The sequence below is a fragment of the Rahnella sp. GSA61A genome, assembly GCF_019969905.1.
In the GTDB taxonomy this organism is placed as follows: domain Bacteria; phylum Pseudomonadota; class Gammaproteobacteria; order Enterobacterales; family Enterobacteriaceae; genus Rahnella; species Rahnella aceris.
Window position 1 is genome coordinate 49,788 of record NZ_JAHXYO010000011.1, and the last position, 24,982, is coordinate 74,769.

Consider the following 24,982-nt stretch of genomic DNA (forward strand, 5'->3'; position numbering starts at 1 on the left):
CAATGCCCACGCACCTGAGTATGCTCCGCTTACTGTAGCTGCACGCAAACTGACTGCGACGATGATGCCCTGGAATGGATAGTAGATGGCCTTAACGCGCTTACTGATAAAAGATTTCCGCAACATCGAGGCGGCAGATTTAGATCCGTCGCCCGGTTTTAACTTTCTGGTCGGTCCCAATGGTAGCGGTAAAACCAGTGTGCTCGAAGCGGTCTATACGCTGGGGCATGGCCGCGCTTTTCGCAGTTTGCAGGCCGGACGCGTGATTCGTCACGATCAGCCGGAGTTTGTTCTCCATGCGCGTGTGGATGACGGCGGTGATCGTGAATTGTCGATTGGTCTGAGCAAAAGCCGTCAGGGCGACAGTAAAGTACGCATTGATGGCAGTGATGGCCACAAAGTGTCTGAACTGGCACAGATGCTGCCGATGCAACTGATCACACCCGAAGGCTTCACCCTGCTCAACGGCGGGCCGAAGTACCGGCGGGCATTTATTGACTGGGGTTGTTTTCATCACGACCCCGGTTTTTTTATCGCCTGGAGCAACCTGCGACGGTTACTCAAGCAGCGCAACGCCGCGCTGCGACAGGTGAGTCGTTATGCGCAAATTCGTGCCTGGGATCAGGAACTGATCCCGTTAGCCGGGCGTATTAGCGAATGGCGGGCAGCTTACAGCGACGCGATCGCGGCTGATATCAGCGCGACCTGCGCGCAATTCCTGCCCGAATTCGCCCTCAGTTTTTCTTTCCAGCGTGGATGGGATAAGGAGACGGAGTACGGCGAGTTGCTGGAGCGTAATTTTGAACGCGACAGAGCCTTAACCTATACCGCATCAGGCCCGCATAAAGCGGATTTCCGCATTCGTGCCGACGGCACGCCGGTGGAAGATTTACTGTCCCGTGGGCAGTTGAAGTTACTGATGTGTGCGCTGAGACTGGCGCAGGGTGAGTTTCTCACCCGACAGAGCGGGCGGCGTTGCCTGTATCTTCTTGACGATTTTGCCTCTGAGCTGGACACCGACCGACGTCGGTTGCTGGCTGATCGCCTGAAAGCCACCCAGGCACAGGTTTTTGTCAGTGCGATAAGCGCTGAGCAAGTGACCGACATGATGGGTGAAAAGGGCAAGATGTTCCGCGTGGAACAAGGTAAAATAGCCGTTCTATCACAGGACTAAAAATGAGCGAGAAACGTTGATGTCGAATTCTTATGACTCCTCAAGTATCAAGGTATTAAAAGGGCTGGACGCGGTGCGTAAGCGCCCCGGCATGTATATCGGCGATACCGATGACGGCACTGGTCTGCACCACATGGTATTCGAGGTTGTGGACAACGCTATCGACGAAGCCCTCGCGGGCCACTGTAAAGAGATTCAGGTCACGATCCATGCGGATAACTCTGTTTCCGTACAGGATGATGGCCGTGGTATTCCGACCGGCATTCATGAAGAAGAGGGCGTTTCTGCTGCTCAGGTCATTATGACCGTTCTTCATGCTGGTGGTAAATTCGACGATAACTCGTATAAAGTCTCCGGCGGTCTGCATGGCGTAGGTGTTTCCGTCGTTAATGCCTTGTCGGAAAAACTGGAACTGGTTATCCGCCGTGAAGGCAAAGTGCACACTCAGACTTACGTGCACGGCGAGCCGCAGGATCCGCTGAAAGTGATTGGCGATACTGACGTAACCGGTACCACGGTACGTTTCTGGCCGAGCTTCAACACCTTCACCAATCACACAGAATTCGAGTATGAGATTCTGGCGAAACGCCTGCGTGAATTGTCATTCCTGAACTCCGGCGTGGCAATCCGTCTGCTGGATAAACGTGATGGTAAGAATGATCACTTCCATTATGAAGGCGGTATCAAAGCCTTCGTGGAATACCTGAACAAAAACAAAACCCCAATCCATCCGACCGTATTCTATTTCTCCACGGTCAAAGATGACATTGGCGTTGAAGTGGCGTTGCAGTGGAACGACGGTTTCCAGGAAAACATTTACTGCTTCACCAACAACATTCCACAGCGCGATGGCGGGACTCACTTAGCCGGTTTCCGTTCGGCAATGACCCGTACCCTGAACGCGTACATGGATAAAGAAGGCTACAGCAAGAAATCCAAAATCAGCGCCACCGGTGACGATGCCCGTGAAGGCCTGATTGCTGTGGTGTCTGTGAAGGTGCCGGATCCTAAGTTCTCTTCTCAGACCAAAGACAAACTGGTGTCTTCTGAAGTGAAAACAGCGGTTGAAACGCTGATGAACGAGAAGCTGGTGGATTACCTGATGGAAAACCCGTCAGACGCCAAAATCGTTGTCGGTAAAATCATCGACGCAGCGCGTGCCCGTGAAGCAGCACGTAAAGCGCGTGAAATGACCCGCCGTAAAGGCGCGCTGGATCTGGCTGGCTTGCCAGGCAAACTGGCGGACTGTCAGGAACGCGACCCGGCACATTCCGAACTGTACTTAGTGGAAGGGGACTCAGCGGGCGGCTCTGCAAAACAAGGCCGTAACCGTAAGAACCAGGCGATTCTGCCGTTGAAAGGTAAAATCCTCAACGTTGAGAAAGCGCGCTTCGACAAAATGCTCTCTTCTCAGGAAGTGGCAACGCTGATTACAGCACTCGGTTGCGGCATTGGCCGTGACGAATACAACCCGGACAAACTGCGCTATCACAGCATCATCATCATGACCGATGCCGACGTCGATGGTTCACACATCCGTACCCTGTTGCTGACTTTCTTCTACCGTCAGATGCCTGAAATTGTAGAACGTGGTCACGTGTTCATCGCCCAGCCGCCGTTGTACAAAGTGAAAAAAGGCAAGCAGGAACAGTACATTAAAGATGACGAAGCAATGGATCAGTATCAGATTTCCATTGCGATGGACGGGGCAACGTTACACGCCAACGCCCATGCGCCAGCCCTGGCGGGTGAACCGCTGGAGAAACTGGTGGCTGAACATCACAGCGTGCAGAAAATGATTGGCCGCATGGAACGTCGTTATCCGCGTGCGCTGCTGAATAACCTGATCTATCAGCCGACCCTGCCGGGTGCAGATCTGGCTGATCAGGCGAAAGTGCAGGCCTGGATGGAATCGCTGGTGGCGCGTCTCAACGAGAAAGAGCAGCACGGCAGTTCTTACAGCGCGATCGTGCGTGAAAACCGCGAACATCAGCTGTTCGAGCCGGTTCTGCGTATCCGCACCCACGGTGTTGATACCGATTACGATCTGGATGCCGACTTCATCAAAGGCGGCGAATACCGCAAAATCTGTGCGCTGGGCGAACAGCTGCGCGGCCTGATCGAAGAAGATGCCTTCATCGAACGTGGCGAACGCCGTCAGCCTGTCACCAGCTTCGAACAGGCGCTGGAATGGCTGGTGAAAGAATCCCGTCGTGGTCTGTCGATTCAGCGATACAAAGGTCTGGGTGAAATGAACCCTGAGCAGTTGTGGGAAACCACCATGGATCCTGAGCAACGTCGCATGTTACGTGTGACCGTGAAGGATGCCATCGCCGCTGACCAGTTGTTCACGACGCTGATGGGCGATGCGGTTGAACCGCGCCGCGCCTTTATCGAAGAGAACGCCCTGAAAGCCGCCAATATCGATATCTGATAAGGGTCTGAGCTGATAAAGAGTCCGAACCGGGAAACCGTTTCGGACTTTTTTTTTCGTCTGACGCGACCCGCATTCCGGCTGGCTTTACAGCGGCTAATCGCGTTAGCATTGAAGCAGGTTATTTAAACTCTGAGGATGCTATGGCTATTGAATTAATTGCAATTGATATGGACGGGACGTTGCTCAATCCGCAACATGAAGTCACTCCTGCCGTTAAAAAAGCGTTGTCAGAAGCACGGGCAAAGGGTGTGCAAATCGTTCTGGCGACTGGCCGTCCTTTTATTGGCGTACAGCGTTATCTGATGGAACTGGATTTACAGCAGGAAGGGTGTTACTGCATCACCAACAACGGTGCGCTGGTGCATAATGCCAAAGATGGCAGCGTGATCGCCGAAATAGCCCTCAGAATTGAAGATTATCACTACTTTGAACAACTGGCCCGTCAGCTCGGTGTTCACTTCCACGCACTGACCAAAACAGACCTGTTTACCGCCAACCGTCATATCAGCAAATACAGCGTGCATGAATCTTTCACCACCGGTATTCCGCTGCAATTCTGCCCTGCTGAAGAAATGGATCCGGCACTGACCTTCCCGAAAGTCATGATGATTGACGATCCGGACTTGCTGGATCGCGCCATCAGTCAGCTTCCTGCTGAAGCAAAAGAACGCTACACCATCATGAAAAGTTCGCCGTATTTCCTCGAAATCCTGGATAAACGCGTGAATAAAGGCGAAGGCGTGAAAGTACTGGCGGAAAAACTGGGTATCGCGCGGGAGAGCGTGATGACGCTCGGTGATCAGGAGAACGACATTGCGATGCTGGAATACGCCGGAATTGGTGTCGCGATGGGGAATGCGCTGGACAGCGTAAAAGCCGTCAGCCAGTTCGTTACCAAAACAAACACGGAAGACGGCGTGGCGTTTGCGGTCGAGAAATTTGTTCTGAACGTCTGAGCTTGTACCGAAGGAACCTCTCAGCCATGGAAAAACAATTAACTTCTGATGCCCGCGGGCATCAGCTCACCAACATTAATGTCTGGACGCCGGACAGCCAGTGGCTGGTGTATGACGTCCGTCCGCATGGCGGTTCTTTTAGCGGTTCAACCATTGAGCGCGTGAATGTCGAAACCGGTGAGACGGAAGTCCTTTATCAGGCAAAAGACGGCGCGCATGTGGGAGTGGTGACCGTCAGCCCGGATCTTCCTGTCCGTTATGCGTTTATTCATGGCCCTGAAAATCCTGATGTCAGCTGGCAGTATGATTTTCATCACCGTCGCGGAGTTATTGTCACTGAGCCCGCGCGCGAAAAGGCCGTCACGCTGGATGCGATGGACATTACCGCCCCCTTTACCGCCGGAGCCCTGCGCGGTGGCACACATGTTCACGTCTTCAGCCCGGACGGTTCGCGTCTGAGCTTTACCTATAACGACCATGTGTTTCATGAACGCGATCCGGCGCTCGATCTGCGCAACGTCGGCGTGGCGATTTCAGGATATCCCGTTATTCCGCCAAAGCATCATCCCCGTGAATACGATGGAAGCCATTTCAGCATGCTGGTCAGCGAAACCACGCCCTGTCCTCACCCCGGCAGCGATGAAATCAACCGGGCTTACGAAGAAGGCTGGATTGGCCGTGAAGGCTATCTGAAACCGGATGGCAGCCGTCAGCGGTGGGCGTTGGCTTTTATCGGCGACACGCTTTCCGCTCGTGGTGAAAAGCACCCGGAAATCTTTGTGGTGGATTTGCCGCGCAATGATGAGGATTACCGTCAGGCGGGTGATAAACCTTTGCAGGGCACGCCGGAAATGCTGCCTGCGTCACCCGCGGGCGTGAAACAGAGACGGATTACTTTTACTGAAAATGGTATTGCCCTGCAACCGCGTCACTGGTTGCGCGTATCGCCGGATGGCGCAAAGATTGCGTTTCTGATGCAAGATGAAACCGGAGTGGTTCAGGTCTGGACGGTGTCACCTAACGGCGGCGCGCCGGCGCAAATCAGCCATTCTGAAAGCGGAATTCAATCAGCCTTCAGCTGGAGCCAGGACGGAAAATCACTGGCGCTGGTATGCGATAACAGCGTGATGCGGCTGGACATGGAAAGCGGAAAGATGCAGCGGTTAACGCAACGATCAGAAAACGCACCCTGTGCCGATGCCGTAGTGTATTCTCCCGATGGCAGCAAAGTGGCGTTTATGCGCCAGTGTAACGGCTATGCGCAGATTTGCGTGGCCGATAGCGATTAGCGAACGATGTAAACCGGTCGGAACAGGCCGGTTTTATTGTGACTACTTCTTATGTGTCGACGATTTTTGCTGACGCGGCGTGGTCGTCATGGGCGGGATGTGATCGATATCCACACCGTTACTCAGCGCAATATTGTGTTCTTCACTGGCTTTGACGCGATCGCGCGTCGTCACTTTTCCGCTGCGAAAATAATCATAAGGCAGCAATACCGTATCCAGCACGGCGCTGAACGGCAAATCAATCAACAGCAGCGGCGTCATCGCCCAACTGGTGTCATCGCTTTTTATCATATTCACATCAGCACGTGCGCCTGAATAATATCCGGTGTCACCACCTGTATGGCTCATTACGCTGGAGCAACCGCTCGTCGCTAAAAAAACACATCCTGTCATCAGCGGCGTTAATGCAAATTTCGTCATGTTAGAACTCATCTTATGCTGTCAGGCTGAGCTTATACGTCAATGTGACTTATACCACTCAGCCCAAAAAATTAACAAAGCAAGCTGTAGCTCTGTGGCTGCGATCCCATTAAGTGTAATTACTATTTGAAATCTTGCAGGAATTCGCCTGCTCTCCCTGGATTGTAGCCCTGTCCCGTCATGAATTTTGGCTGTCATCATATAAACAACAGCCAAATTTTTTGTTTTTTCAGGCTTGAAATATGCCCTTTTGTCTCCATTTTAACTGTACGACGCAGGAGGAGAAACGCCGGAAGGGTTCTTCTGTCATCACTGTGACGCTAGTCTGTCCGCCTGGAAGGCTATTTAAAAAACTCGCTGAATATCAGGAGAAGTAGCAATGCGTAATTTTGATTTATCCCCGCTCTACCGTTCTGCCATTGGTTTTGACCGCTTATTTAATCTTATCGAATCGGGTCAGAATCAGGGCGGCGGCTACCCCCCTTATAATGTCGAGTTGGTTGACGAAAATCATTACCGGATTGCTATCGCGGTCGCAGGTTTTGCCGAATCTGAGCTGGACATCACTGCGCATGACAACATGCTGCTGGTCAAAGGCGCGCATGCACCTGGCGATACTGAGCGAACCTATTTATATCAGGGCATCGCGGAACGTAATTTCGAGCGCAAATTCCAGTTGGCTGAACATATTCAGATAAAAGCGGCCAATTTGTCGAACGGTTTGCTGTATATCGATCTGGAACGTGTCGTTCCTGAGTCGTCCAAACCACGGCGTATCGAGATCCGTTAATTCAGCGACCATCATCGTTGTTGACCGCCACGAAATGAAAAAGTTTAGGCTCGCCGTCAGGGAGCTGTACTGTCACATCCAAAAAGGATGACGACATTAATCATCTCGCTTCAAAGAAGGAGTTACATTATGCGTAATTATGATATTTCCCCATTACTGCGTCAGTGGATTGGTTTCGATAAATTAGCCAGTTCAATGCAAGGCGCCGATCAGGCTTTTCCTCCTTACAATATTGAAAAGTCTGATGACAACCATTACCGCATTTCACTGGCGCTGGCCGGTTTCCAGCAAAGCGAACTGAATATTGAAGTCGAAGGGCCGCGATTAACGGTCAGCGGTACACCGGCTCAGCTGGAAACTAAAGTGGAATATTTGCATCAGGGGCTGGTGATTAAGCCTTTCACCCTGAGCTTCACGCTGGCAGAGCATATGCACGTCTCGGCGGCTGAATTTACGAATGGCCTGCTGCATATCAATCTGGTTCGTGATGTACCGGAAGCATTGCAACCGCAAAAAATTGCGATTGGTACTGAAAAACCGGCGCTGGAAAATCAGTCTGAATAAACGTGATCTGTTTATGTTCCCCCGATGAGGGGGAACATAAAACGGGATGTGATGAGGAATATATTATCTTAATCAGTAAGTAAAACGAGGTGTATTTATTTTGTTCAAGTCTTTCAAAGTGTTTTCCGTAATTGAAGCTCTTAGTGATGAGGTAAGCATGTATTTAGAGTGATGTAACTTAACGATAATATTCGTCTACTGTGATTCGGTTGTAGTTCTTGTAACACCCATCAAATACTATACAAAGTGCTTCCACAAAATGCATGATCTGTTTTGTGTTGTAGTTGTAAGATATTTCACCTATATTTGCATCAAAGAGTTTAATCATGTTCCCATCTGTTCTGATAGCGATGGAATGGCCTCCCTTGCAACCCTTATAAATACCTATTTCATATAAGCTGTCTTGCCTTAACGATTTTACCAGCCCTTCGATTCTTGCAGCGGTAGTACTGGCCTGCGGCAGAGTTGACGTTTTTAAGCAGATCAACCTCCCCTCATTCTTCATTATCAGATGGTATGCGTCTTGAGTACGCATGTAGTTTACGTTGGGGGAATGCCCTTTGCGGTGAAAATTATCAAATAAACTTTTTTGTGCTTTTAATTTAGCTTGTTTATATGCCAACGCAGAGTTCTGTTCCTGAATATTCATTATTCCTAATATCAATCGATGCGATGCAGAGGTATTGATGAAACATTTGAAACTACTCCAATCTCTACCAGTAATTAAATATGCCGCAGAGAGGCCATAACAGGCTCCACGTAATCCGTACTGAATTTGTTTACTTTCTGAATCTATATGACTTCCTAACCATGCTCCACCAAGATTTCGGGGGTTGTTAGCTACCCATTTGTTTTGCTGTATGTACGTCACCTGATTAAAAAAACTGTATGTACCGTTTGTTTTATTAATATATTGACGTAATCTGTTAATCATTTTCTCACCTATTTTTTAAATCAAAAAATACATATTGCATAAAAATACGCCAGTGATAATAAAATTCCCATTTAATTGATTATGTAAAATACTAAAGCTCTTGACTGGGTTTTTATTTCTTTGATAAATAATGTTATTTTTTTGTTTAACTGTAAAAAATATAAAGTGATGTATATCTATATATAAAATGAATTGATTTTTTTGAATGAATGTGTATCTGGATGCGTTGAGGGAGATATAAATAACTTTATGATGTCATTGAGAATAAGATTGTTTTCTACTCATGAGTAAGGGGCCTTAGATTGATAAAGTGACCCGAAAGAATATCATTCCTTCTGGTCACTTTATGGTGAAAAATCAGCCTTCAGCGTGGGCTTTTTCTACTTCTTCTGCCAGAATTTTCACGCCGCGCTCGATCTGTTCCGCATCAGGCACGTAATTCATCCGCATGCACTGATGCGTATGTGGCCACGGATGCTCGAGACCCGGGAAGAAGTAATCGCCCGGCACCATAAGTACCCCACGTTGTTTCAGGCGCTGATACAGCACTTCGGTGGTGATCGGTAAATCCCTGAACCACAGCCACAGGAAAATCGCCCCTTCCGGTTTGTGGATCAGGCAACGTTCTTCCGGCAGATAACGGCGCAGCGTGGCGATAGTTTCCTGCACGCGCTGGAAATAGAACGGTTTGATCACTTCTTCGGAAAGGCGCAGCAAATCGCCACGGACAATCATTTCATGGGCAATCGCTGGGCCGACACTACCCGGCGACAGGCTGATAATCCCGTTCATATTACTGATCGCTTTGATGATTTTCTCATCAGCAATCACGATGCCACAGCGTGAACCCGGCAGGCCGAGTTTCGACAAGCTCATGCACAGGATAATATTCGGATTCCACAGCGGCGTGGCGTCAGTGAATACGATGCCCGGGAACGGCACGCCATACGCGTTGTCGATTAATAACGGAATATCTTTCTGCTGTGCCAGCGCATCGAGGCGGATCAGTTCTTCGTCAGTAATGACGTTGCCGGTCGGGTTGGTCGGGCGTGACACGCAGATCAGGCCGATATCATCGGTGATATTCAGATGATCGAAATCGACGTGATATTTGAACTGGCCTTCCGGCAGTAATTCGATGTTCGGCTTGGCTGAAACAAACAGATTTTCGTCCAGACCGGCATCGGCATAACCGAGATATTCCGGTGCCAGCGGGAATAATACTTTTGACATACTACCGTCGGCACGGCGTCCGGCGAACAGGTTGAACAAATAGAAGAAGGCGCTCTGGCTGCCGTTGGTCAGTGCGATGTTTTGCGCGTCAAGTTGCCAGCCGAGTTCTTTCTGTAACATGTCTGCCAGCGCATGACGCAACACATCTTTGCCCTGCGGCCCGTCGTAATTGCACAGCGCTTCGGTCAGCTTGCCTGCGGCGAGCATTTCCGTCAGCAGCGTCTGGAAATAATCCTGCATCTCAGGAATTTGCGCCGGATTACCGCCGCCGAGCATCACCGCGCCAGGCGTGCGTAAACCGTCATTCATGTCGCCCATCAGGCGTGTGATGCCTGAAAAACGGGTAAATTTGTCACCGAAAGCAGAAAACGTCATAGAAAGCTTTGTATGTTATCGAAATGTGATACCCACCATAACGCCTGCAGCAAGGCAGTGCAATCGGACCAGCGGGTTTTGGCGTGGAGAAGTATTAAAAAAGATGAATACGGAAAATCATTCAATGTATTTTTCGAATATCCCTGAACGGAACCCTTTATGCTTAATGACAGAGTAATAAAAAACGGCTTATGATATTTTTTCTTTCTTGGCATAATTATGTTTAAGAATATATATATCAGGTTGATAAAATGAAAAGAAGCATACTTATACTGAATATTTTCACGGCAGGCGGAGGAGACCATGCGCTGGGAAAGAAAATAAAAGACATCGCGCGGAGCACCCAGGCTGAGGGGGCATTAATTACGGTGAATGCCAAAACAAGACATATTAATATGCAGGGAAAGGAAGTGTTCAGTCCGGGTAAAAAATTGGATTATGATGACCCGGTAATTATTGTGACGCCCTACAGTCTCCTGTCTCCCGATGTATTATCGACAGTGCTGGCTGATTTTTTCTATCAGCTGGACATAATCACATGCAACACCGTTATTCTCATTGATGAAATGGATGTCACCCGAGGTGCGGCTTCATCTGATCGTGATTATAAAGCTGCCCTGTTGAGTCTGTGCTTCGAAAACATCATTGTCCAGAGCCTTGGATTCGCTAAGAAATCGATGGGTTATTTACCCATGCCTGAGCAGGAAGTTATCAATATACAAAAATCAGCAAAACAGGAAATCATTAAATTACTGGACGGTTATAACTTATCGATGCCGGCAAATTGTAGCTTATATCTTGCCTATTTAAGTTCTGATACCGTGACAACCTGTGCTCAGATTTTTATTATTAATTCATTGATAGAAGACAGTGGCTTGCTGAATAATTCAGCTTATGTCCTGGTGTGCAGGGAAAAAGGGAGTATTGAACGATTACTGAAAAACCTCAAAGGTTCCTTATCAGGGTCAATTTATAATGATTTGTTTTCTGAATGTCACTATTCAACCATGCAAGACGAAAATATATTCCAGTGCCACGGCTTCTCCCGCGGTACGGGAAAGAAAAAAGTACATATCGTTATTACCCAAACCATTCCCGGCACGACGTTTAAAAATCTGACCAGTATCAGCAAGACTGGCATGATGTCGGGCGATCAAAGCCTTTCCGATTATTTGTCACTGAAAAAGCGGTTACCTTATTACGACAAGCAAACCTGGAAAGACCCTCTTATTAAAGGATTGAAGACCCGTGCCCGTGAACTGGGGGGCGAAGAATTGCTCAACAAATTTAAGTCGATGGTCGCCGGAAGAAAAGCCTTTACTGGCAGCCTTTCCTTTAAGCTTCTGGCACCCGACGATGCCCCGACGCTGGCGCTGAAAAGCAGTCTTCATGCGTTTAACAAGGAAATATATGCAAGAAAAGCTGACGGGAAAATCAGAGAGATATTAATGAAATACCTCTGACCCTTCGAAAATAATCGGGAGACCGGCCGCAGGATTGCGCCCGGACCGGTCTCGCCCATTCTTTATCTTACTTCTTCAGAACTTCCGGGTTCACGCAGAACTGTTTCACGTCACCCTTGAGTGCGGCGATCAGGTTATCCACTGCGCAGGCCGCCATATCGTAGCGGGTTTCATGAGTCGCAGAGCCGATATGTGGCAGCGCCACCACGTTTGGCAGGCTCAGCAGCGGAGAATCTTTTGGCAGCGGCTCAGTCTCGAACACGTCCATACCAGCACCATAAATCGTACCGGCTTTCAGCGCTTCGATCAGGGCTGGTTCATCGATAACCGGGCCACGACCTGCGCTGACCAGAATCGCGCTGGATTTCATTTTCGCCAGCTCTTCCTTACCGATCAGATGGAAGGTTTGTTCGGTCATTGGCAGCAAGATACAGACGAAATCAGACTCTTTCAGCAGCTCATCCAGCTCGCATTTACGCGCGCCAAACTTCTCTTCCGCTTCTTTATGCTGGCTGCGCGCATTGTACAAAATCGGCATGTCGAAACCGAAATGCGCACGTTGCGCCAGCGCCAGACCGATACGGCCCATGCCGACGATGCCCATGGTTTTGTGGTGAACATCGATGCCGAACCAGTCTTCGCCAATGTTTTCATTCCATTCACCGGCTTTTACGCGCTCGGCCACATTTACCACGCGGCGGGCGGTAGAGAGCACCAGTGCCATCACCGTGTCAGCGACGGTATCGGTCAGCGCCGTCGGAGTATGCATCATCGGGATTTCGCGGCGGGTCAGTTCTGCCACATCGAAATTATCATAACCGACGGAAATGGTAGAAACCGCACGCAGGCGCGGTGCATGGTCGAAAAGTTCTTTATCAATTTTCCCGCCGGAACCCAGTAACCCTTCGGCGTTTTGCAGCGCATCAAACACCTGAGCACGGTTCTTATCCGTAATGCCATCAAATTCAGTGATGGTGAAATGCTCTTCAAGACGCTGATGCAGGTCGGCGGGTAATTTTTTATATAAAACGATAGACGGCTTCATGACTTACTCCCTTGGGTTAAGGAAACTTCTTTCGGCTGAATGTTGGCCTTTCGCGGTCTCACCAGCAGGGTTAAACCTGCGGAAACCAGTAACGACACGGCCATGAAAATAAATGAGGCTGCCGGACTGCCCGTATTGCCGTTGAGATAGCCGACAAACCAGGAGCCAAAGAATGAGCCCAGTGCGCCGAGGCTGTTAATCAAAGCCATCGCGCCACCGGACACATTTTTGGGCAGCATTTCAGGAATAATGGCGAAGAACGGCCCGTACGGGGCATACATTGCCGCAGCCGCAACCACCAGTAAACTGTACGAAAGCCAGAAATTGTTTGTGCCAGCGGCCCATGAACCAAAGAACGCCAGCGCGGCCACCAGCAATAACGGCCAGACAAACAACTTACGGTTTTGCATTTTGTCCGATGCCCAGGACACCAGGATCATGGCGATAGTGGCGGCCAGATAAGGGGCGGAAGATAACCAGCCCGCTTCGACCATGCCCATTGATTTGCCGTCGCGCAAAATCGACGGCAGCCAGAGCACAAAGCCATACACGCCAATGCTCCAGAAGAAATATTGCAGGCAAAGCAGCACCACATTGCGCGAGCGGAAGGCTTCCCGGTAACCGCCCACCGCCTGAATGTCTTTCTGCTCTTTTTCCAGTTGTGCGGCCAGCGCCTGTTTCTCCTGGTCGCTCAGCCAGCTGACTTGTTCAGGTTTATCTTTGACGGTAAACCACCAGATAACCGCCCAGATCACCGCCGGAATGCCTTCGAAGATAAACATCTCGCGCCAGCCAAAGGATTTGATCAGATAGCCGGAAAGCACCGACATCCACAACACTGTCACCGGATTGCCGAGGATCAGAAAGGTGTTAGCACGGGAACGCTCGGATTTGGTGAACCAGTTGCTGATATACACCAGCATGGCGGGCATCACGGCAGCTTCCACCACGCCGAGGGCGAAGCGGATCACTGCCAGCATCGGAATGTTGGTTACCACGCCGGTTAAAGAGGCGAATCCCCCCCAAAGCAATAAACACCAGAAAATCAGTTTTTTAACACTGCGGCGTTCGGCGTAAATCGTGCCGGGGATCTGGAAGAAGAAATAGCCCAAAAAAAACAGTGCACCCAACAGGGACGACATCCCTTTGGTAATGCCCAAATCGTCGTTGATACCGGCCGCTGAGGCAAAACTGAAGTTCGAGCGGTCGACATACGCCAGACTGTAAGTGATGAACACGATCGGCATGATATACCACCAGCGGCGGGCGGCGATCCTGGACTGGTTCATAACTGTTTCTCCTGATAGTGCATCAGCACGGTCCCGACGGCGCTTACTGACGTAACAGTTCTACGTAATGGCGCGTCACCGCGGTCAGATCATCACCCTCAAGCGGGAATTCGATACCGCGTGGCACATCCTGAGGCAGGCTTTTCAATAAAGGTTCCCAACTGCCATCGCTGTCATCGAGCGCGACGGCATGCCATTTTCCGCTACGTTTTTGTGCAGCTTTGACATGCACATAACCCACATGACGCGCCAGACGCTCAGCGGCCACGGCCGGATCCTGTCCGACCCACAGCCAGTTGGCCATGTCGAACGTCATGCTTAACGGCAGATGCAGCGACTCAGCAGCAAACATAAAAGCGTTAATGCGTGAAAGAATGCCGCAATCCGGCGACTGGTCATTCTCAACCACCAGCTTCACCGGGCTTGACGCCAGCACAACCTTCAGCGGGGTCAGATCCTGGCCCGGCATAAATTCGCCGAGAGAAAACTTAATGGTGCGGGCATTGAGAATGCGCGCCTCTTCAAAATATTGTGATGCATCAGAATTAAGCTTGCCACCGGCTGAAAACAGCGGAAACGGCACGGAATACACCGCAAACAATCCATGACTTTTAATTTTTTCTGCCAGCGCTGGCAACGAATCCAGTTCTCCGGCAGTGAACAATTCGCGACGAATTTCCACACCGTCGGCCTTAGCATCAGCAATCACTGAAAGCAGCTCCGCCTGGCCGCCGCGGGCTTTTACCACGCTGTTGCCGTAGGCTGCGGTAACAATGACGATTTCTCTTTTCATGAATACTTATCCTGTGAAAGCGCCCTGTAATCTGGCGCAGGCAATCATTTCCGAAACCTTATTTTAGTGGAACAAATGACAGGTCGAGCCTTTGTTAACGTTTTGTTTCGTTTTATACAACCTAATTGGAACCGGTTCCAATCGACAGGACAAAAGCGCAAAAATATGATCCCGCTCACGAAGAACGGGCAGGTTCAGGGGGAAGAAGAGGGATCAGCGCGCTGCTGTAGAACCGCGCGCAATGAGTTCGCCGGAAAACTCCAGGTCTTTAACTGGCTCAGTATTGCCCTGAATGCGGGTCACCAGTTGTCTGAGCGCCGCCACGCCCATGTCGTAAGTCGGCTGCTTCAGCGTCGTAATGCCGACGCCCGCCAGTTCTGCCCACACCAGTTCGTCAAAGCCGGATAAACCGATGTCCGGCCCCCAGCGCAGATTCAGCCGCTGCATAGCGCGTGCAACCTGTAGCGTCAGTGCGCCGTTCACACACATCACCGCTTTGTGTTTATCCGCGTGCCGTGCCACAAAGTCCTTCAGCAGATTATCCAGCCCTCCGGTATTACTCAGCTCAATTTCACCCTGTTCGGCAATATACTGCGGAGATTGCTGCATGCATTTCAGAAAGGCGTGTAAGCGGTCGAAGCGGGTGTTTATATTGGCGGGTTCGCTGATGAAAAGCAGGGCTTCGAACCCCTGCTCCAGAAGATGACCGGTCATCATCTGAGTGGCTTCCACGTTGTTAAGTCCGATCACGTCGCAGGCGAAATTCGCCACTTTACGGTCAATCAGCACCATGGGTAAATTGGCCTGTTGCAGCGTAGAAATCGCCGCCTCGCGCATCCCGACGGCATTCACCACAATGCCATCGACGCGATAACTGCTGAGTAATTGCAGGTAATGCTTTTCCTGATCCAGCTCGTTATTGGTGTTACACACCAGCAGCGTCAACCCTTCCTGACGGCAGGCGGCTTCAACGCCACGCATCACATCGACAGAATACGGGTTGGTGATATCAGCGAGGATCAGCCCGATTAGCCGCGTTTGCCCGCTTTTCAGGCTACGTGCCATCTGGCTGGGCTGATAATCGAGCAGGGAGATAGCCCGTCCGATGCGCTCTTTCAGCGAATCGGACAGCAGGTGTTGTTCACCGTTGAGATAACGTGAAACGCTGGTTTTACCGGTTTTGGCGGCACTGGCGACGTCACGTATCGTGGCGCGAACCGCAGCGCCCGGTTCCTGTTTTTTGCTCACAGCCTTTCTCCCTTCTTGCTCATCCCACGGAGACTAGCACAGAGTGCTGAAAGACTGCATCCGCAAGTCAGCGCAAACCTTCTGCCGTTTGCACCCCGGAAACCGCTTCAGGCTTCGGCCTGCTGCTCAGGGTAAACGCGGAAATGATCGTCACGCCAAAGGCAATACCGCCGAGGATCAGATAAGTATCACTGAATCCGATACGGTCATACAAACTGCCCGCGAAGGCCGAAAGGAAAATCGCCGCCAGTTGTTTGGCAAAGTTAAACCCGATCAGATAAATGGTCGCCGAGAACCGGACATCAAAAATCTGCGTGATGTATTTGAACACGCCAACCAGCAGGAACGGTACTTCCAGCGCGTGCAGCATCTTCAGCAAAATCACTTCAACCGCCGTGGTGGCAAATGACGAACCGACAATGCGGATCGACATAATCGTGCCTGCCAGCAGCAAGGTGTTTTTCGCGCCGATGCGGTTAATGATCCACGGAGAACAGAACATAATCAGTGCGTTACACAACTCACCGGCGGTGGTGACGTAGCCGAACATTTCCGTGCCCTGCTGTGGCGACGCGAAGAAAGTTTTGAAGAACGTCGCGAACTGCTGATCGAACACGTCATACACACAGGCCACGCCGATGACATACAAAATCAGCATCCACAGTTTGCGCTCTTTCAGTAATAAAGCCGCCGTTTTCAGCGAGAATTGCGGCTGATTGGCACCGAGTTTATCCAAAACCTGTGCGTTTTTGTTTTCCTGTGGACGGGCAATCAGCAGCAAAATCATCAAAATGATTGCGGCCCCGGAACCCATCCAGAACACGATATCCGGGTTGATATTAAACAGCACACCCGCCGTCGAGGCGCAAATCCCCCAGCCGAAACAGCCGAACATCCGCGCCTTACCGTATTCAAACGAACTGTTGCGGCTCACTCTTTCGATATACGCCTCAGTCGCGCCCGAACCGCCCGCGAAGACGAAACCGATATAGGCGCCGCCGAGAATGGCACCGAGCACAATATTCAGTTTTAACAACGGCGCGAAGACGTAAATGAAGAACGGCGCAAACAGGAACAGCAGCACGGCGATGACCCACAGAAGATGCTTCTTCAGGCCGAGCTTGTCTGAAATGATGCCGAAAATCGGCTGAAACAGAATGGCAAACAACGACATGCTGGAGAACACGATACCGGTTTCCGTCTTACTCAGGCCGATCACGTCAGAAAGCCAGATCGGTAAAAACGGATAACAGGTCGCCATGATGAAGAAATACAGGAAGAAATAGCTGCCAAATATCCAGAAATTAGTATTGTTTTTGTAGAAGCAACGATCTGAGGTTTGTGTAGAGTTCATAGTGATTTCCTTGCCGAAACCATGAAAACCGGCACTGTCGTACCGGCGTTTTTTGTTGTTATCTGATTTCTTCGAAGCCCAGCAGCAGGGCACTTTCCGGATCCAACACCGGCAGTGCCAGCCCGGCATTTGCCAGCCATTCGCCGCTCAATACCGGAGATTCATGCAGCCACGCCGGTTGTACGCGCATGGTGTGACCGCTGCCGCCGCCCGCCAGCAATGGCGGTTCATCCAGCACCGTCACGCGATAACGCGCATCAGGTCTTAGCCCCGGCACCCGCAACACACCGGGTAACGACCAGGTGGGCATCGCCAGTTGGCTGACCAGGAATACCGCGCGATCGGCGCTTTCACTGACCACGCCATTGATCAGCACCGTCTCGTCGTGTGTATCCACGCGGTAAACGTCGCCGCTGTGTAATAACGGGCGAAGTTGTTGATGAAGGCGGGTGTATTTCGCAAAACCGGCGCGTTCGGTATCGCCTTCTTTCACCGGATCCAGCTCAATCCCCATGTGACCGAACAGCGCCGTCAGGCCGCGAAATTCAATGCTGTGCTGGCGTGAGGTGGCATGGCACAGCTTGTTGCCGATGTGCGACCCCATCACTTCCGGCGGGAAGAAATAGCTCATGCCGCGCTGAATTTTCTGCCGCTCCAGCGCGTCGTTATTGTCGGATGTCCAGAAACGGTGGCTGCGTTTGAGCACCTCGAAGTCAATGCGACCCCCGCCGGACGCGCAGGATTCAAACTCAATCTGCGGGAACCGTTCGCCCAGCGCGTCGAGCAGGCGGTAAAACTGCTGCGTTTGTGACGTCAGTGCCGCGCGACCTTCATGGCCGGGCTGGACAATTTCACGGTTCATGTCCCATTTCACATAATCGACGTCGTGCTCGCCAAGCAGCCAGCTCATGCGTTCCAGCAGATAATCAAAGACCTGCGGATTGTTCAGATTGAGCACGAACTGGTGACGTCCGCTCGGTTGCTGATAGCCCGGCAACGCCAGCAGCCAGTCAGGGTGGGCGCGGTATAAATCGGAATCCGGGTTAATCATTTCCGGCTCGACCCAGATGCCAAATTCCATACCGAGTTTTTTTACATGGTCGATCACCGGTTTCAGGCCGTTCGGGTATTTCTTCTCGTCGAGATACCAGTCACCGAGCGCGGCGCGGTCATGGTCGCGGCCACGGAACCAGCCGTCGTCGATAATGAAGCGTTCCACGCCTAACGCGGCGGATTCGGTCGCCATCTGCATGATGTAGTCAGGATCGTGATCGAAATAAATCCCTTCCCAGGTATTGAGATGTACCGGACGCGGTTTCTCAGCCGGGAAGCGCAAAATCTGTTCACGCACAAACTGGTGGAATTGCTGACTCATGCGGTTCAGGCCGCTGGCTGAATAACTGGCATACAGCCAGGGCGTTTCCAGAGTTTCGCCTTGCCCGAGTCGTTGCTCACCGGGGAGATACAACGCTTCGGCTTGCACCAGACGGCGGCCGTCGTTTTTGATGTCGGCGCGCAGCCTGTGGTTGCCGCTCCACCCCAGATGCATTCCCCAGACTTCGCCCTGTTCTTCGCTGAAACCCGGATGACCGATCATCATCGCCGGAAAATATTCGGAAGAGGTTTTGCCGCGACGGTTTTCCTGAATGATGCCGCCGTGATCCAGCCGTGTGCGGTGCGGCTGGAATTCTTTGATCCAGCGGCCATGAAAGGCCATCACTTCGGCGGCGCGTTCCGGCAGCGGCAGCGTCACGGCCAGTCGCGTCACCTGATACGTGCCGGGTTTGAGGTTGGTCAGGCTGTTACGTGCCTGCAAAACGCCGCTGTTATCGAGGCGTAACTCGCTGCGAAATTGCAGTCCGGCGATCGGGTCTTCGGTGGTAATGGTGAGCTGGTTTTCATCGTGCTTTACCTGCGTGGTATTGAATACCGGCGACCAGTCCAGCCCGTCGCGATGGCCTTCCATGCCCGGTGTGCCGAATGAACCGCGCCCTGAGTCGGCACTGACATTCACCGGCGCTTCGACATCAATCCGGCCATTGGGCACCGCGCGGCTCAGCGAAATAATGTCATTCGCTGAAAACTGGCTGAGGCGGTTTCCCCAGTAAAGAATTTCGGCGTAAGGCATGCAACGCACGATCAGGCTGGTATTCCCGCCGGTTAAATGAACAATCTGGTTTTCCATATAGTCGCTGCTCCAAACAAAGATTTGCGCTGATAAGACGCGATCAGGTGGAGTAACTATTGATCCGAAACGTTTCGGATGGGAAATGTAAATCGTCAGATTTGTGATATAGGGTGGAAAAATAACCGAAAGGGGAAGTATCAGCGTGGTGGATGTGCGGTAACGCCCGCCTGCAGTTCAGGCTGCCAGAGAACCTGTAAATCTTTCAGTGGCTCGTTGCGGATCAGCGACATTGTCATGGTGGCGATTTGCAAACCGACCGCTTCGCGGGTGCCCTGGCGGACGGCGGTCACCGCCACATCCGGCACGCTGTCACGGGGTAATCCGTCAAAAATGATGAGTGATATACCGCCACTGAGCAGTAAACCGGCTTCATGTAACGCCAGTGCTGCGCCTTCGCCGTGCATATTGCAGTCGCAGACAATCGCCGTTGGCGGTACCGGTAGCGCCAGCAATGCCTGCGTGGTCTGATAACCGGCGCGACGGCTTGGGCTGATTTTATGCATGTAGTCCGGGTTTTCCGGCAGGGCGTTGACCTGCAACCCGTCGAGATACCCCTGATAACGCTGTCCGATAAACGATTGCTGATTATTTTCGCCAAGAAACGCGATGCGCTGATGGCCGAGTGCGGCGAGATGATCGACCGCCATTTGCATACCGGCGCGGTTATCGAAATCAAACCAGGCATAATCCTGCGTCAGGCAACCGCTGCGGCCCAGTGCCAGAAACGGGAAATTGCGTTGCTGCAAATCCAGCAGGCGAGGGTCGTTATCCAGCGTATGCGCCACCAGCATGGCATCGACGCGCTTGCTTTCAATCAGACGCCGCCACGAAAAGGTGCCCAGTTCGTCCGGCACCAGTAACAGGTCGATTTCATGTTTGGCCAGTTCACGGGTGATACAACCGACCATTTCGATAAAAGCAGAATTACTTAAAGGGTGGGAAGTGAAGGGAAAAATGAGGCCAACGGCGTCGATCTTGCCCATTTTCAACCGGCGGGCGAGGGTGTTGGGGCGGTAACCGCGCACATTTGCCGCCGCCTGAACACGGGCTTTGGTCTCTGCTGAAACGTCATCGTAACCGTTCAGCGCGCGGCTGACGGTGGTCACGGAAATACCGAGATCTTTCGCGATAGCTTTCAGAGACATACTGACACCCGTAACGCCGTTGAGAAGACACATTGCGGGAGAATATCACATGCCAGACAAAACGGGGCCATAAGGCCCCGTGATGAATAAGGATATTCAGAGTTTACTGCAACGGACTTAGCGTGATTTCTACACGACGGTTTTGCGCTTTCCCGGCTTCGGTGCTGTTGCTGGCAATCGGATTATCCGGGCCGGCGCCAGTGGTGTGTACGCGGCTGCCTTCAACACCTTGTGTAATCAGCGCACTGCCCACGCCGTCAGCACGTTGCTGCGACAGTTTCATGTTGAGCGCGCGGGTGCCGGTGCTGTCGGTGTAACCGATCACGTTAACGGCAGTTTTCGGATACTCTTTCAGTACCATCGCCACGCCGGTCAGCGTGTTAGCGCCTGCCGGTTTCAGCGTGCTGCTGTTGGTGTCGAAGGTGACGTTGTTCGGCATATTCAGCACGATGTTATCGCCCTGACGGGTCACGCTGACGCCGGTACCTTTCATTTTATCGCGCAGTTTAGCTTCCTGCACATCCATGTAATAACCTGCACCGCCGCCCAGTGCAGCACCGGCTGCGGCACCGATCAGCGCGCCTTTGCCGCGGTCGTGTTTAGAAGAAGACAGCATACCGACGCCTGCGCCGAGCGCGGCCCCAAGACCTGCGCCAATGCCGGATTTCCCTGCTTCTGATTCGCCGGTGTAAGGGTTAGTGGTACAGGCCGACAGGCCCAGGGTGGCGCAAAGTACGCCCGCAACCACAACTAATCTTTTGCTCATCTTATTTCCTTCAGGATGTTTATTATTCAGAACTTAACCGCTGCATTATGACTTCGCGCTTTCTGAGAAGTTGCACAGAAAAAGGTGTCAAAACATAAACAAATGCAACGGGAGGACATCAGTCCTGCGGCGTTCTGGCGCTCTTTATGCGCAATTTCGGCACGTTAAGCAGTAGGAGAATTCCGGATATCCGTTTTTGTATTTTTACGGATTTTTGGAACTTATTCAGAAAGGGGATGATGCCAGCGCAGAATGTACGTTGGCATATCCGTGCCGGGATGGCGGGTGTTCGCGGTTATCTCAAAATTTTCCTTGCGATAGAACGAGACGGCGCGATCATTTTGTTGGTAAACCTCCAGCAGCAGCACCGGATATTCCTCCTTTGCCGCCGCCATCAGACGCTGCGCGGTGCCATCGCCGTAGTGTGAGGCTTCTACAAACAGCGCACCGATAAACTGCTGATTCATCACGCTGATAAATCCGCAAACCTGATCATCTTCGTCGCAATCGACCCAGGTTCTGGCTTTGGGCAGAAAATCTTCTCTGACCATTTGCAGGCTTTCAATCCAGTAGGATTCGGCGATGAACGCATGTGAAAGCAAAGAACTGCGCAGCCAGAGCATCAGAATGGCTTCGGTGTCGGCGGGCCGCGCTGCACGGATCATGACGGCTGATTCGCCGGATGGCAGAAGCAATATGACTGATGATCGTTCACCAGCCCGGCCGCCTGCATAAAGGCATAACAAATTGTCGAGCCGGTAAACTTAAAGCCTTTCTTTTTCAGCGCCTTGGACATGGCATCGGATACGGCGGTGGTCGCCGGAACCCCTTCCGGGCCAAGCGGATTATTGATGACCGGTTGGCCGCCAACAAAATTCCAGATGAATTCAGAGAAGTCTTCGCCACCGGCCTGCATCGCCAGATACGCCTGTGCGTTGCCGATAATGGCTTTGATTTTGCCACGATGGCGGATGATCCCGGCGTCGAGCACCAGCCGCTCCACGTCGTCATCGGTCATTTTCGCAATGCGCACCGGGTCGAAGTGATGAAAATTCTGGCGATAGTTTTCGCGTTTTCTCAGCACGGTGATCCACGACAGACCGGCCTGCTGGCCTTCCAGACACAACATTTCAAACAATTCGCGGCCATCTTTAACCGGCACGCCCCATTCTTTATCGTGATACTCGAGGTAAATCGGTTCTTTCGAAACCCAGTTGCATCGGGTAGTCGCCATTCTGTCGTCCTTATAAGAGGCTTAAATGCGTGGTGTCAGTGTGTGGCTTCTCGGATAACTCTGCAACGTCGCAATTTCTAAATCCCTGCCTTGACGCTGGTCGGATCTGAACAATATTTAAAGCCAATCATTACGTAATCCTTACGTTTAATCCTTGCGTTGAGCGTCATTATTGAGGGAAATCACCGTTATGGCAGGCAAGAATTCGTCGATTTTACGACTCTCTCAGGGAGCATTTGCCGTGGCACTGTGCCTCGGTTTACAGGCTCCCGCGAAGGCTTTTGACCAGCTTTATGTGTTCGGCGACAGCCTGAGCGACACCGGTAACATTGGTCGCTGGACCTTCGACAGCAGCACGCATCCGCTTTATGACGAGATCCTGGCGAACAACATCGGCACAACCTTAGCTCCTTCTTCAAAAGGCGGCCTGAACTATGCCGAAGGTGGCGGTGTGGCGGTGCCGGGGCTGGATTCTGATTACACCACGCAGGATCAGGTTAAAAGCTATCTGACGTCGACCGGCGGCAAAGCCGATCCGAACGGGCTGTATGTTCACTGGATTGGCGGCAACGATCTGGCCGCTGCGGCGCTGAGCCTGAACCCGGTCACGGCGGTGGAAATTGCCACCAACAGCGCGACGCAGGCGGCCTCACAGGTGAACGATTTACTGAAAGCCGGTGCTGGCACGGTTGTGGTGCCGACGGTGCCGAATATCGGTCTGACACCGGTGCTGATGGAAGGCGTGATCCAGGTCGGATTGCTGCCGGTGCAGCAACAGGCGCTGGCAGCGGCGTATCAGTATTTGAATGCACAAAATACGCCGGATGCCGATGCCCGCACCGAGGCCATTCACAATGCGCTGGCGGCCGCTGCGGCGAAAGGCTCGGGCATTCCGCTGGTACAGGACGTGATCGCCAAAGGGCTGGCGGCCGCGTATGACGCGCTGAAAGACGTGGCGGGCGGCCTGACCGACACCTACAACACCACCGAAGATATCGCGCTGGCGAAAACCGGCGGCAATATTGCACGCGTGGATATCAACGGGCTGTTCAACGAAGTGGTTGCCGATCCGGCGCGGTACGGTTTTGCCAATACTGCCGGTACGGCCTGTCCGGTCGGGACATCCGCCTCGGAATGTACTTCGAATCTGCCGGGTTTCGACAGCAGCAAAGCTTTCCTGTTTTCTGACCATTTCCACCCGACGCCTCAGGCGCACGCGCTGATTGCGCAATATATGCAGTCGGTGCTCGACGGCCCGCTGGAAGCTTCTGCGCTGAGTCAGGGTTCACTGGCGCTGGCGCGAAATACACAAGGCTTGCTCGACAGCCGTTATCAGCAGTTGCGTACGCAGGATAACGATGCGGGAACCTTCGGCATGTTTGGCGGTTATGCCGGGCAAAGTGCGGACAGCAAATTCAGCCCGTCGATGGGGCTGGGTGATGGCGACCTGACGGCTAACTCGCTGAATATCGGCATGGATTATCAGATGACCGATCGCTGGATGATGGGGCTTATGCTTTCCGGCTCCGATGATAAAGACGATCCGACAGATCATTACAGCTACCGTACGCGCGGCTGGATGGCGACCGCCTTCACCGGCATTAAAATCGCCGAAAATGGCTGGATCAACGGCGATGTGCACTACGGCTCGCTCAATTATGACGATATCAAACGCCGCATTACGCTCGGGCCTACCACCCGGACGGAGCGCGGTGAAACGGACGGCAAACAGATCGGCGGACGCGTCACCGCAGGCTGGGACTTCCCGGTTCTGCCGGTGCTGAAAACCGGGCCGGTGGCGCAATACAGCTGGGATTACAGCAGTGTTGAAGGTTACAGCGAGAAGGGCAACAACAGTACCTCGATGCGTTTTGGCGATCAGACTTCTCATTCACAAATCGGTGCGCTCGGCTGGCGGGTGAATGCCGAACTCGGCATCGTCAATCCGTATGCGCAGGTCACCTATGACCGCCAGTTTGGCGATAAAACCTACACCACCACCGGCGCGATCAAATCCACCCGCACGCGGTTCAGCCGCACCACCGGCGAACAGGACGACGACTGGGTGGATATGACCGCAGGCTTAAACGTGCAAATCACCCACAGCATTTCAGCATTTGCGGCTATTTCACAAACCACCGGACTGGATTCCGGCGAACAAACCTCCTACAACGCCGGGCTGAGTGCGCGGTTTTAAGGGATAAAAGGGGCGCTCAGCCCCTTTCACTTTCCGAAAAAATCGCATCCAAAACTAAACACTGCCTCTCTGTGACGCTCAGTCGCCT

General features: G+C 52.1%; 21 protein-coding genes. 8 read left to right on the forward strand and 13 right to left on the reverse strand.

Going from position 1 to position 24,982, the window contains the following annotated elements; all coding sequences use genetic code 11:
- The first annotated feature begins 85 nt into the window (after positions 1-85).
- The 4 genes from recF (at position 86) to LC431_RS15080 (ending at position 5,856) form a co-directional block, all read left to right on the forward strand.
- The gene (recF, locus tag LC431_RS15065; protein WP_037033875.1) at positions 86-1,174 is read left to right on the forward strand and encodes a DNA replication/repair protein RecF; all 1,089 of its coding nucleotides are present in this window, start codon (positions 86-88) and stop codon (positions 1,172-1,174) included.
- A 19-nt stretch (positions 1,175-1,193) separates the two neighbouring features.
- A complete protein-coding gene (gene gyrB / locus LC431_RS15070) occupies positions 1,194-3,608 on the forward strand; it encodes a DNA topoisomerase (ATP-hydrolyzing) subunit B (RefSeq protein WP_223510039.1) in 2,415 nt (804 codons plus the stop codon).
- Between the two features lie 143 nt (positions 3,609-3,751).
- Positions 3,752-4,567, forward strand: a complete 816-nt coding sequence (gene yidA / locus LC431_RS15075) for a sugar-phosphatase (RefSeq protein ID WP_223510040.1) — start codon at positions 3,752-3,754, stop codon at positions 4,565-4,567.
- 26 nt (positions 4,568-4,593) lie between these two features.
- Positions 4,594-5,856 carry a DUF3748 domain-containing protein gene (locus LC431_RS15080; protein WP_223510041.1) on the forward strand — a complete coding sequence of 421 codons (1,263 nt, stop codon included), beginning with the start codon at positions 4,594-4,596 and terminating at the stop codon, positions 5,854-5,856.
- A gap of 42 nt (positions 5,857-5,898) precedes the next feature.
- On the opposite strand, the gene LC431_RS15085 is transcribed toward LC431_RS15080, so the two are convergent.
- Entirely contained in the window at positions 5,899-6,276 is a 378-nt protein-coding gene (locus LC431_RS15085; protein ID WP_013573358.1) for a YceK/YidQ family lipoprotein, read from the reverse strand.
- 379 nt (positions 6,277-6,655) lie between these two features.
- On the opposite strand from LC431_RS15085, the gene ibpA reads away from it, so the two are divergent.
- Positions 6,656-7,066 carry a small heat shock chaperone IbpA gene (gene ibpA, locus LC431_RS15090; protein WP_013573359.1) on the forward strand — a complete coding sequence of 137 codons (411 nt, stop codon included), beginning with the start codon at positions 6,656-6,658 and terminating at the stop codon, positions 7,064-7,066.
- 129 nt (positions 7,067-7,195) lie between these two features.
- The gene (ibpB, locus tag LC431_RS15095) at positions 7,196-7,630 is read left to right on the forward strand and encodes a small heat shock chaperone IbpB (RefSeq protein WP_013573361.1); all 435 of its coding nucleotides are present in this window, start codon (positions 7,196-7,198) and stop codon (positions 7,628-7,630) included.
- 178 nt (positions 7,631-7,808) lie between these two features.
- Here the strand turns inward: ibpB and LC431_RS15100 are convergent, their stop codons facing one another.
- Together LC431_RS15100 and LC431_RS15105 are read right to left on the reverse strand one after the other, a co-directional pair.
- The gene (locus tag LC431_RS15100; RefSeq protein ID WP_223510042.1) at positions 7,809-8,564 is read right to left on the reverse strand and encodes a YopT-type cysteine protease domain-containing protein; all 756 of its coding nucleotides are present in this window, start codon (positions 8,562-8,564) and stop codon (positions 7,809-7,811) included.
- Between the two features lie 357 nt (positions 8,565-8,921).
- Positions 8,922-10,172, reverse strand: coding sequence for a valine--pyruvate transaminase (locus tag LC431_RS15105; RefSeq protein WP_223510043.1), 1,251 nt, complete (start codon positions 10,170-10,172; stop codon positions 8,922-8,924).
- Positions 10,173-10,423: 251 nt separating this feature from the next.
- Between LC431_RS15105 and LC431_RS15110 the strand changes: the two genes are divergently transcribed.
- Entirely contained in the window at positions 10,424-11,635 is a 1,212-nt protein-coding gene (locus LC431_RS15110) for a hypothetical protein (RefSeq protein WP_126124554.1), read from the forward strand.
- Between the two features lie 67 nt (positions 11,636-11,702).
- On the opposite strand, the gene ghrB is transcribed toward LC431_RS15110, so the two are convergent.
- The 10 genes from ghrB to LC431_RS15160 form a co-directional block, all read right to left on the reverse strand.
- A complete protein-coding gene (gene ghrB, locus LC431_RS15115; RefSeq protein WP_037033871.1) occupies positions 11,703-12,680 on the reverse strand; it encodes a glyoxylate/hydroxypyruvate reductase GhrB in 978 nt (325 codons plus the stop codon).
- On the reverse strand, positions 12,677-13,969 hold the full coding sequence (locus LC431_RS15120) for an MFS transporter (RefSeq protein WP_013573366.1): 1,293 nt from the start codon (positions 13,967-13,969) through the stop codon (positions 12,677-12,679). Before LC431_RS15120 ends, ghrB begins: the two co-directional genes overlap by 4 nt.
- A 43-nt stretch (positions 13,970-14,012) precedes the next feature.
- Positions 14,013-14,762: a sugar phosphate isomerase/epimerase gene (locus LC431_RS15125; protein ID WP_037033869.1), complete on the reverse strand. Its 750-nt coding sequence runs from the start codon at positions 14,760-14,762 to the stop codon at positions 14,013-14,015.
- Between the two features lie 213 nt (positions 14,763-14,975).
- Positions 14,976-16,010, reverse strand: a complete 1,035-nt coding sequence (locus LC431_RS15130) for a LacI family DNA-binding transcriptional regulator (RefSeq protein ID WP_112197567.1) — start codon at positions 16,008-16,010, stop codon at positions 14,976-14,978.
- Positions 16,011-16,077: 67 nt separating this feature from the next.
- Positions 16,078-17,364, reverse strand: a complete 1,287-nt coding sequence (locus LC431_RS15135; RefSeq protein WP_013573369.1) for an MFS transporter — start codon at positions 17,362-17,364, stop codon at positions 16,078-16,080.
- Positions 17,365-17,422: 58 nt separating this feature from the next.
- Complete coding sequence (locus LC431_RS15140; RefSeq protein ID WP_223510044.1) at positions 17,423-19,549, reverse strand: alpha-galactosidase; 2,127 nt, start codon at positions 19,547-19,549, stop codon at positions 17,423-17,425.
- Positions 19,550-19,689: 140 nt separating this feature from the next.
- Complete coding sequence (locus LC431_RS15145) at positions 19,690-20,697, reverse strand: LacI family DNA-binding transcriptional regulator (RefSeq protein ID WP_014411432.1); 1,008 nt, start codon at positions 20,695-20,697, stop codon at positions 19,690-19,692.
- 103 nt (positions 20,698-20,800) lie between these two features.
- On the reverse strand, positions 20,801-21,463 hold the full coding sequence (locus LC431_RS15150; protein WP_037033864.1) for an OmpA family lipoprotein: 663 nt from the start codon (positions 21,461-21,463) through the stop codon (positions 20,801-20,803).
- A gap of 221 nt (positions 21,464-21,684) precedes the next feature.
- Entirely contained in the window at positions 21,685-22,128 is a 444-nt protein-coding gene (locus tag LC431_RS15155; protein WP_013573373.1) for an N-acetyltransferase, read from the reverse strand.
- Positions 22,125-22,697 carry a DNA-3-methyladenine glycosylase I gene (locus LC431_RS15160; protein ID WP_037033862.1) on the reverse strand — a complete coding sequence of 191 codons (573 nt, stop codon included), beginning with the start codon at positions 22,695-22,697 and terminating at the stop codon, positions 22,125-22,127. Before LC431_RS15160 ends, LC431_RS15155 begins: the two co-directional genes overlap by 4 nt.
- 190 nt (positions 22,698-22,887) lie before the next feature.
- On the opposite strand from LC431_RS15160, the gene LC431_RS15165 reads away from it, so the two are divergent.
- Positions 22,888-24,894, forward strand: a complete 2,007-nt coding sequence (locus LC431_RS15165; protein WP_119261062.1) for an autotransporter outer membrane beta-barrel domain-containing protein — start codon at positions 22,888-22,890, stop codon at positions 24,892-24,894.
- The last annotated feature ends 88 nt before the right edge of the window (positions 24,895-24,982 follow it).